We start from the raw sequence: 243 nt of genomic DNA, 5'->3' as shown, positions 1-243 counted from the left end.
ACCGAGCTTTACCCAGTCACCAATCTTCACCGGTCGCTCGGCCAGCAGGATCATCCCGGAGACGAAGTTCTGGGTGATCGCCTGCAGGCCGAAACCAATACCCACCGACAGGGCGCTCACGACCAGCGCCTGTTTTTCGAAGCCGATGCCGAGCGCGGTCAGGCTCCACAGCACCGCTGCGTTGATGCCCAGGTAGCGGGTCACGGTGCTGAGCGACTTGCGCGCGCCCGCTTCCAGCTCGGT

Annotated in this window: 1 protein-coding gene; it reads right to left on the bottom strand. The window is 64.2% G+C overall.

Features of this window, described 5'->3' with window-relative positions:
- A partial coding sequence (locus tag ACQG3P_RS22045; RefSeq protein WP_426806239.1) for a mechanosensitive ion channel domain-containing protein occupies positions 1 to 243 on the bottom strand: 243 nt, incomplete at both ends.

Source organism: Stenotrophomonas sp. SrG, from assembly GCF_050031795.1.
GTDB lineage: Bacteria > Pseudomonadota > Gammaproteobacteria > Xanthomonadales > Xanthomonadaceae > Stenotrophomonas > Stenotrophomonas rhizophila_A.
Note: the sequence above shows the minus strand (reverse complement) of the source record. Positions and strands in the feature narration are given on the sequence as shown.